This is a genomic window from Brevundimonas sp. (genome assembly GCF_044239655.1).
In the GTDB taxonomy this organism is placed as follows: Bacteria; Pseudomonadota; Alphaproteobacteria; order Caulobacterales; family Caulobacteraceae; genus Brevundimonas.
On record NZ_JBIIAY010000124.1, the window covers coordinates 1 to 8,945 of the forward strand.

General features: G+C 66.1%; 7 protein-coding genes and 1 pseudogene. 5 read left to right on the top strand and 3 right to left on the bottom strand.

Going from position 1 to position 8,945, the window contains the following annotated elements; all coding sequences use genetic code 11:
- The 3 genes from rpsA to mscL form a co-directional block, all read left to right on the top strand.
- Positions 1-1,702, top strand: a 1,702-nt coding sequence (rpsA, locus tag ACILQR_RS13890; RefSeq protein ID WP_395651990.1) for a 30S ribosomal protein S1, incomplete at its 5' end; no start/stop codon positions are given.
- Positions 1,703-1,978: 276 nt separating this feature from the next.
- Entirely contained in the window at positions 1,979-2,269 is a 291-nt protein-coding gene (locus ACILQR_RS13895; protein WP_271145129.1) for an integration host factor subunit beta, read from the top strand.
- Between the two features lie 182 nt (positions 2,270-2,451).
- Complete coding sequence (gene mscL / locus ACILQR_RS13900; RefSeq protein ID WP_395651991.1) at positions 2,452-2,871, top strand: large-conductance mechanosensitive channel protein MscL; 420 nt, start codon at positions 2,452-2,454, stop codon at positions 2,869-2,871.
- Here mscL and ACILQR_RS13905 read toward each other — a convergent pair.
- Positions 2,862-3,995, bottom strand: coding sequence for an N-acetyltransferase (locus ACILQR_RS13905; RefSeq protein ID WP_395651992.1), 1,134 nt, complete (start codon positions 3,993-3,995; stop codon positions 2,862-2,864). The genes mscL and ACILQR_RS13905 overlap by 10 nt on opposite strands.
- Before the next feature lie 317 nt (positions 3,996-4,312).
- On the opposite strand from ACILQR_RS13905, the gene ACILQR_RS13910 reads away from it, so the two are divergent.
- Complete coding sequence (locus tag ACILQR_RS13910; protein WP_395651993.1) at positions 4,313-6,052, top strand: peptide MFS transporter; 1,740 nt, start codon at positions 4,313-4,315, stop codon at positions 6,050-6,052.
- Here ACILQR_RS13910 and ACILQR_RS13915 read toward each other — a convergent pair.
- Entirely contained in the window at positions 5,947-6,417 is a 471-nt protein-coding gene (locus ACILQR_RS13915; protein ID WP_395651994.1) for a low affinity iron permease family protein, read from the bottom strand. The genes ACILQR_RS13910 and ACILQR_RS13915 overlap by 106 nt on opposite strands.
- A 58-nt stretch (positions 6,418-6,475) precedes the next feature.
- On the bottom strand, positions 6,476-8,551 hold the full coding sequence (locus ACILQR_RS13920; RefSeq protein ID WP_395651995.1) for a TonB-dependent receptor plug domain-containing protein: 2,076 nt from the start codon (positions 8,549-8,551) through the stop codon (positions 6,476-6,478).
- A 145-nt stretch (positions 8,552-8,696) separates the two neighbouring features.
- Between ACILQR_RS13920 and ACILQR_RS13925 the strand changes: the two are divergent.
- Positions 8,697-8,945 (top strand): annotated as a pseudogene (locus ACILQR_RS13925) (hypothetical protein); the annotation flags it as partial.

Here is an 8,945-nt window from a genome sequence, read left to right on the forward strand (position 1 = left end):
GCCTGATACCCTCAATCCCACCCGCGACGACTTCTCGGCGCTGCTCGACGAACAACTGCAAGGCCGCGATCTCGGCGAAGGCCAGGTCGTTCACGGCCGCGTCGTCGGCATCGAAAAAGACATCATCATCATCGACGTCGGTCTGAAGACCGAAGGCCGCATCCCGGCCCGTGAGTTCGGCATCGGCGAAGGCGCCGTGATTCCCAAGGTCGGCGATGACGTCGAAGTCTATCTCGAGCGCGTCGAGAACGCCCTGGGCGAGGCCGTCATCAGCCGCGACAAGGCTCGCCGCGAAGAAGCCTGGACCCGTCTGGAAGTCGTGTTCGCCGAAGGCGTGCCGGTCAACGGCGCCATCGTCGGTCGCGTCAAGGGCGGCTTCACCGTCGACCTGGGCGGCGCGTCCGCCTTCCTGCCCGGTTCGCAGGTCGACATCCGCCCCGTGCGCGACGTCGGCCCGCTGATGGGCAAGGAACAGCCGTTCCAGATCCTGAAGATGGACCGCCCGCGCGGCAACATCGTCGTCTCGCGTCGTGCGATCCTGGAAGAAGCCCGCGCCGAACAGCGCACCGAGCTGGTCGGCCAGCTGCAAGAGGGTGAAGTCCGCGACGGCGTCGTCAAGAACATCACCGACTACGGCGCGTTCGTGGACCTGGGCGGCATCGACGGCCTGCTGCACGTCACCGACATGTCGTGGAAGCGCGTCTCGCACCCCAGCCAGGTTCTGGCCGTCGGCGACACCGTCAAGGTCCAGATCGTCAAGATCAACCCGGACACCCAGCGCATCTCGCTCGGCATGAAGCAGCTGCAGTCCGATCCGTGGGACGGCGTCGAAGCCAAATACCCGCCGGGTGCCAAATACACGGGCCGCATCACCAACATCACCGATTACGGTGCGTTCGTTGAGCTGGAAGCCGGCGTCGAGGGCCTGGTCCACGTCTCGGAAATGTCCTGGACCAAGAAGAACGTCCACCCCGGCAAGATCGTCTCGACCTCGCAGGAAGTCGACGTCGTGGTTCTGGATGTCGACGCCTCCAAGCGCCGCATCTCGCTGGGCCTGAAGCAGGCCCAGGACAACCCGTGGGATGCGTTCGTCGCCGCCAACCCGATCGGCTCGACCGTCGAGGGCGAAGTCAAGAACGCCACCGAGTTCGGCCTGTTCATCGGCCTGGACAACGACATCGACGGCATGGTCCACCTGTCCGACCTGGACTGGAACGTATCGGGCGAAGAAGCCATCCAGCGTTACCGCAAGGGCGAGATGGTCAAGGCCAAGGTCCTGGACGTCGACGTCGAGAAGGAACGCGTCTCGCTCGGCATCAAGCAGCTGGGCGGCGATCCGATCGCCGAGGGCGACACCTATCGCAAGGGCCAGACGGTCACCGTGACCGTCACCTCGATCGAGTCGGGCGGCATCGAAGTCAAGTTCGGCGAGGATGACGCGCCGGTCACCAGCTTCGTGCGCAAGTCGGACCTGAGCCGCGACCGCAACGAGCAGCGCACCGAGCGTTTCGCCGTCGGCGACCGCGTCGACGCCCAGATCACCGCCGTGGACAAGGCCTCGCGCCGCATCTCGGTGTCGATCAAGGCGCTGGAAATGAAGGACGAGGCCGAGGCCATCGAACAGTTCGGATCGTCCGATTCGGGCGCTTCGCTGGGCGACATCCTGGGCGCCGCCCTGCGCGAGAAAGCCAAGCAGGACTGACGTCCTGGTCGAGCCTAACGCTCGGCTCGCGGAGCCTCGCTGCTTGAGGCTCCGGTAAGACTGACTAAAGAGGGCGGCCGGAGCGATCCGGCCGCCCTTTTTCCTTGTCGCCGAAAGATCGCCACTGTGTACGGTGAGTGACATTCACCATCTTTGGAACCTTATGTGACCTTTCCGGGCTTTTTCGCGCGCCCGGCGAAGGTTAGGGTGTTTCGTGGGCGCAGGGGACGGCGACCACACACGCTCCTGGAGGGCTGGCAAGGTGAGGTCCTGCGCATGATCAAGTCAGAGTTGATCGAAAAGCTGGCGGCTGAGAATACGCACCTGACCCATGCCGAGGTCGAGCGCGTGGTCAATATCGTGCTGGGCCGAATGACCGACGCCATGTCCGAGGGCGGACGGGTCGAACTGCGCGGCTTCGGCGCGTTTTCCGTACGCTCGCGTCCGGCGCGTGCCGGTCGCAATCCCCGCACCGGCGAGACGGTCGATGTCCCCGCCAAGTCCGTACCCTTCTTCAAGAGCGGCAAGGAGCTGCGCGAGCGGCTGAACGCCTCGGGCGACGCTTGATATTCTTTTGGGCCTACCGCGCGTTGCGCTACTTGAGGCCGGTTTGTTGGCCTACCGCGCTTCGCGCTGCTTGAGGCCGGTTGGCCTACCGCGCGTCTCACGGCTTGAGGCCACACAAGGGTTGAAACACCTGGCGAAGCGGCTTTCACTGGCGTGAACCACAGGCCAGCCAGGAAACACCCATGAGCCTCGTCTCCGAGTTTCGCGAGTTCGCGATCAAGGGCAATGTCGTCGATCTGGCCGTAGGGGTCATCATCGGCGCGGCCTTCAACGGCATCGTCAAGAGCCTGGTCGATCAGGTCGTCATGCCGCCGATCGGCCTGCTGACCGGCGGCATCGACTTCTCAAAGCTGGAATGGGTGCTGCGGCCCGAGAACGGGGCGACCGAGGAGATCGAGAAGGTCTCGGTCATGTACGGCGCCTTCCTGAACACGGTGATCCAGTTCGCCATCGTCGCCTTCGTGGTCTTCATGATCGTGAAGGGCATCAACAAGCTGCGTCGCCAGGAGGCCGAGACCCCCGCCGCCCCGGCCGCACCCTCGGCGACCGAGGCCCTGCTGATGGAAATCCGCGACGAACTGAAGGCCCGGCCTCAGGTCTGACGGGCCGACGCGGCCGGGCGTTCGCCGCGCCGCGTCTTCGCCGGCACCGGCCGCTGGCAGAAGGCGTGGTCGGCGTCGAACGGCGTCGGCGACCAGGCGTGGTGATCAGGCCCGCCGGCGTGGAATTTGACATGGCTGTGGCCCCAGCCGCCTTCGCGCCGCGCGCCGGTGGCCCAGGGGCCCAGGCGGCGCAGCAGATCCTCGCCCAGAACCTGCAGCCGGACCTTGGCGGCCCCCAGGGCCCTGCCCTCGGCCATCAAGGCCTGCATCAGCGCCGGAATGGCCTGGCGCTCGCCTTCCAGGGCGACGAGGTCGAGGATCTCCAGGACGGTCGGCTCGATCGGACTGGCCTTGGCCATCAGGGCCATCGCGTAACCGGTGATGACGCCGTCGCGGCGGAAGGCGATCATCAGCGGCGGGGTCCTCTGGTCCGGGTCGGCCATGCGCCAGCGCAGAATCTCCGGACTGCGGTCGGCGATCAGCCGGCCCTCGGCCTTCAAGGCCTCCCAGAAGACGGCATAGTCGGAGCGGTCGCCCAGATCGGTCACGGCCGAGACCCGGGACGGCAGGCGGGGCGTGCGGGGTGAGCCCAGGCGGCGGTGCATGAACCGCTCGCGATAGGGGTCGGTCAGATGCGGCGCGCGCTTGACCGCCTCGCGCAGGAAGCGCCCGTGCAGGCAGTCGATCGGGTCGATGATCCAGGACAGTTTCAGGTCATGGGTGCGCGGCGGCCAGGCGACCATGTCGTGGCGGCCGTACAAGGGTGCCGACCGGCTGTTGGCATTGAAGGTATAGGCGACGAAGACGTCGGGCTGTCGATTGAACACCTTCAGCAGGTGACGGCTGGCACCCCGGACGCTGGGCGGGACGATGATCGAGAAGCCGGTCGCGCCATGAAACAGGACGTCGTCCTTCCAGAAGCGCTGGATCAGGTTGCCGACGAAGGCCGCCGGGGCACCTGCGTCATCCGTCACGACCCAGCCCGTCGGGGCGTCGATATCGGCGCGCGCCGGGTTGGCGTCCAGCCAGGCCCAGCCGGTCTTCGAGCGCTCCGGCCACCAGACGGACCGATGCAGGGCGTTGACGGCGTTGATGTCGGCGGGGGTGAAGGGTCGTGTCGTCATGGGGGATCCATTTCCTGTCCTGGGACAGGGCGGGGGTTCAGGGCTGAGTCACTGCATCGATCGGACCAGAGCTCTATTGCACGTAAAAGTTGCAATCTGCTTTCCGGCAGGAAGCTGACCAATACCGACATTCCGCTGTCTCCGCCGCCTCGCGACGTGCGCATCCGGGTCGGATCGCAGGATTTTTATCGAGCCAGCCGCTCCGCGACAACACGGTTACATTTTGGATTCATCCTTAAGACTTGTCGGGCCTTTGCCGCCGTGCTGCTTATGCCGTCAGAGCGCGCCGGGTCGGCGCTGCATGAGGGAGCGAGCGTTTGAGCACGACGGATATGGCTGGGGCCCAGAAGGAGTTTCTGGGACATCCCCGAGGTCTGGTGATTCTGTTCTTCACCGAGATGTGGGAGCGGTTTTCCTTCTACGGGATGCGGGCCCTGCTGGTCCTGTACCTGACCCAGCATTTCCTGTTCGGCGACGGCGAGGCGCAGGGCATCTACGCCTCCTATGCGGCGCTGGTCTATCTGATGCCGGTCATCGGCGGGATCATCGCCGACCGGTTCCTGGGCTCGCGCAAGGCGGTCATCATCGGCGCCCTGCTGCTGGTCGCCGGTCACTTCACCATGGCCTTCGAGGGGTCGGGTGGACGCGAGTTCATCCAGCACCAGGGCCAGGAGTACCGGATCGAAGCCGTCGGCCGTGACGCCGACCGCCAGCTGTTCGCGGTCGACGCCGAGCGTCGGGTGCCGATCACCATCACGCCCGAGGGCATCAGCGCCTCCGGCCCCGCGACCCCGGTGGTCGGCGCGACGGCGGCCTCCGCCGTGCCCTTCCCGGCGACCATTCCGACCGGTGGCTATCAGATCCGCAAGGAGGTCGATGGAACCGGCCAGGCCACCCTGTTCCTGGCGCTGTCGCTGATCGTCGTCGGGGTGGGCTTCCTGAAGCCCAACATCTCGACCGTCGTGGGGGCCCTCTATGCCGAGGGTGACACCCGCCGCGACGCCGGCTTCACCATCTTCTACGTCGGCATCAACCTGGGCTCGGTGCTGGCCACCCTGCTGTGCGGGGGACTGGGCATCGCCTACGGCTGGAAATACGGGTTCGGCCTGGCCGGGTTCGGGATGCTGGCGGGCCTGCTGACCTTCCTGTGGGGCCAGAAATGGCTCGAGGGACGCGCCGAGCCGCCGGCGACCGCCAACCTGCACAAGACCTTCCTCGGCGTACCGCGCCAGGCGGCGATCTACATCGGGGGCATCATCGCGGTGATCCCGATCTGGATGCTGTTGCAACGCCACCATGTGGTCGAGGTCGCCCTGACCTGGCTGGTGCCAGCCATCTTCGCCGGGCTGCTGCTGTATTCGGCCATCGCCATCAAGGGCGACGGCCGCTGGAAGATGCTGGCGGCGATCATCCTGACCATGTTCTCGGTGCTGTTCTGGACCCTGTTCGAACAGGCGGGCTCCAGCCTGACCCTGTTCGCTGACCGGTCCACCGAACTGCCGTCGTGGTTGAACGCCAGCCAGACCAACTTCTTCAACCCCGGCATGATCGTGATCTTCGGACCCTTGATGGCGGGCCTGTGGATCTGGCTGGGCAAGCGGGGGCTGGAGCCGAACGTGCCGATGAAGTTCGCGATCGGCCTGATGCTGGTCGGCGCGGGCTTCCTGGCCCTGGTCTGGGGCGCCAACCACCATGCGAACGAGCTGTTCCGCGTGTCCTGGCTGTTCCTGCTGGCCGCCTACTTCCTGCACACGATGGGCGAGCTGTGCCTGTCGCCCGTCGGGCTGTCGATGATCACCAAATTGTCGGTGGCCAGGATGGTCGGGCTGATGATGGGGGCCTGGTTCATGGCCTCGGCCCTGGCCCACACCCTGGCCGGCATCGTCGCCCAGATGACCTCGTCCGAGACCGTCGGCGGCGTCGTCACGGATCCCGAGGCGGCCCTGGCCACCTATGCCACGGTGTTCAACCAGATCGGCTGGGCCGGTGTCATCGTCGGCGTGGTCCTGCTGGCCCTGTCACCGGTGCTGAAGTGGATGATGAAGGGCGTGAAGTAAGACCTTCTTCGCCTGAAACGACAGAGGGCGGCGGTCGCGAGATCGCCGCCTTTTGTTTGTCCCTCGCTATGGAGTCTTCCCGGCGTTGCGGATTTCCTCGATGTCGTCGGCGGTTTCCTGATCCAGGCCGGCGACCTCGTTGCGGGCCCCGTCGGTGGCCAGATCAGTTCGTCGAGCTTGACCTGAAGCGCGGCGGTGTCGCGCTTCTGGCCCCGCTGGATCACCAGGGTCATCGCGACGGCGATCAAGGTCGCGACCGCGTGAAGGTCGAAACTCTCCGGCTCTACCCACCGCCAGATCAGCGAAAAGATCAGCAGGACGACGAGGCTGGCGGGGTGGCCCAGGGCCGCCACGACGGCGGACATGGCACGGTGCAGAGGATGAGACATCCCCGTCAGCGCGCGGGCCCGGGCCGGGGTCCCCCTAGAACGTCTTCCTCAGTCGCAGCGACACGAAGGTATTGGGGTCGATCTCGCGGTCCTCGGTGAAGGCGAGGGTGCGGGGGCTGCGCGTCGCATAGACCTCGCGGTGGGTCGTGAAGTCGTTCCAGATGTTCAGCTGGGCGCGCAGCGACAGGGTCGGGGTGGGCTTGTACTCGACGAAGCTCTCGAAATAGTTCGCGCCCCGGAACGCGTTGGTCTGGTCCGGGTCGTAGCTGGCCTGGTGCAGGCGGGGCAGCCAGGCGATGCCGTACTGGATCTTCCAGCGCGGGAGATCCTGCTGGAAGGCGACGTTGGCCTGGCTGGCCCGGACGCCGGAGATCGGCCGGTCCTCGCCCGTCGTCGGGTCGGTGACGCTGGTCTTGTTCCAGTCGTTGCGGAAGGTGAAGCGGCCGCCCGGGATCTTCAGCTTGTCGAGGGGGATCACCACATTGAGCGACAGTTGATCCAGGGTCCCGTCGCCGATGTTGCCGGTCGCCGACAGGCCGCCGGGCAGGGGCAGGCGGTCGATCACGTCGATGATCTCGTCATGGCGATAGCCGATCGCGACGATCCCTTCGCCCCAGAAGCGGCGCTCATAGGCCAGTTCAGAGATCCAGCGCTGTTCCGGCTCCAGATCGACATTGCCGCCGAACACCGTGCCGTCGCTGAGCTCGGCCGAGGCCGCGAAATCGCCGAAGTCGAGCTGGCCCAGTTCGCGCTCGAAGCGGAAGCGCAGCTGGTTGTTGGGCATGGGGGTCCAGGTGGCCAGGAAGCGCGGTTTGGCGAAGAAGAAGGACTTTTCCTGATTGGCGTCGCCGGACTGGCTGATGGTCGAGCCTTCGAGGCGCAGGCCGGCCTCGAGCGTCAGGTTCGGCCGTACGCGCCAGGTGCCCTTGCCGAAGGCCTCGCCGCGCGTTTCCTCGACCTTGACCGAGGCCGAGGGCAGGGGGACGTTGGTTCCGCCGATAGAGAAGGCCTGGGTGACGTCCAGCATGTTGTAGGCCAGTTCGGCACCGCCCTCGAACGTGAGGGTCGGCGAGCGTTCGTTGCGCAGCAGGGCGCGGACGATGGATTCCGACTCGTCACCCTCGGACGCGAAGACCTGCACCGGATCGTCGACGCCGTTGATGCGGGTGTTGGAGGTGGAGACGTCCTCGGACTGCTCGAACTCGTGGATCGCCCGCATTTCCAGGGTCCAGCGCGGGTTGAGCGGACGCGTCCAGGTCAGGCCCAGCTCGCCGTTGGTCTCGTCGTCCTGGTATTCGCTGCGGCGGAACGAGGTCGCGGAGCGCAGTTCCTGCCAGCTCTCGTAGTCGTTGACGCCAAGGCGCGAGGTCGCGTCGATCTTGCCGCCGAACAGGGGGCCGGAATAGTTGCCGCGAATGGCCTGGCCACCGCCGCCCTGATCGTTGCGGAAGGTCTCGTCGCGGATGATGACGCCGGCGGCGTTGCGGCGGATGCTGCGGCCCGGGCCGTTGGAATCGCTCATCCCCATGCCGTCGGCCAGGGTAACGCCCCACGACCGGTCGCCGACCTTGGCCGTATACTGATAGCGGGCACCGAAGATGTCGCGCCCGCCGTCGAAGAAGACCCCGTCGATGAAGAAGATCGACTGGTGGCTGTTCTGGGTCTTCAGGATCACGTTGGCGATCACCGAATAGCCCTGCATGTCGATGCCGGGCGCGCCGCCGCGGATCAGCTCGATCCGCTCGACCTGGGCGGCGGTGGTGCGCGACAGGACGTTGGAGCCGGTGTCGGACTTGGAGGCCGGACGGGCGTTGTTGATCAGGACGTTGCCGACCGCCCCTTCGAAGCCCCGGCTGCCCGAGCCGTCCTCGACCGAGAAGCCGGGCACGCGGTTGACCATGTCGAGCGCCGTATTCGGGCGCTGGGCGGCGAAGAAGTCGGGGGTGAAGACCAGGACGCCGCGCTGGTTCGCGTCGGCCAGGGGCGCGCTCTGGGTCGGGCCGGTGGGCACGGGAGCCTCGGCGACCTGGGGGCTCGGATCGGTGGCGGCCAGCGCCGCACCGGCGCTGAACAGCATGGCCGTTCCGGCCAGAAGAATGGTCTTGGTCATCGCCTGGGGTTCCCCTCGTTTGTGACGCGAGGTTTGCCGGGACAGGCGCCGTGTCTCCAGTTACAAGACGGACAGGTGGATTAAATCTCGGACATATTACAGGGGTTGAGGTGGATGTTCTGTAATCATCCGCCTTTATTTGGTCATGAAGACATCGGGCTGGCTTAATGTTTCCGTTGCTGTTCTGGGCGCTCTGGCGTTGCAGACTGCGGCTTTTGCTCAGGATGTTCCGGAACCTGAGGCCACGACGGTCGACGATGTCGTCGTCACCGCCCGCCGGGCGGGGTCGCCGATCTGGCAGGTCGAGCAGGGCGGATCTACCGTCATCCTCGTCGGAGCCATCGGCGGGGTGCCGCGCGACTTCGACTGGCGGCCCGAGGCGCTGGAAGCGTCG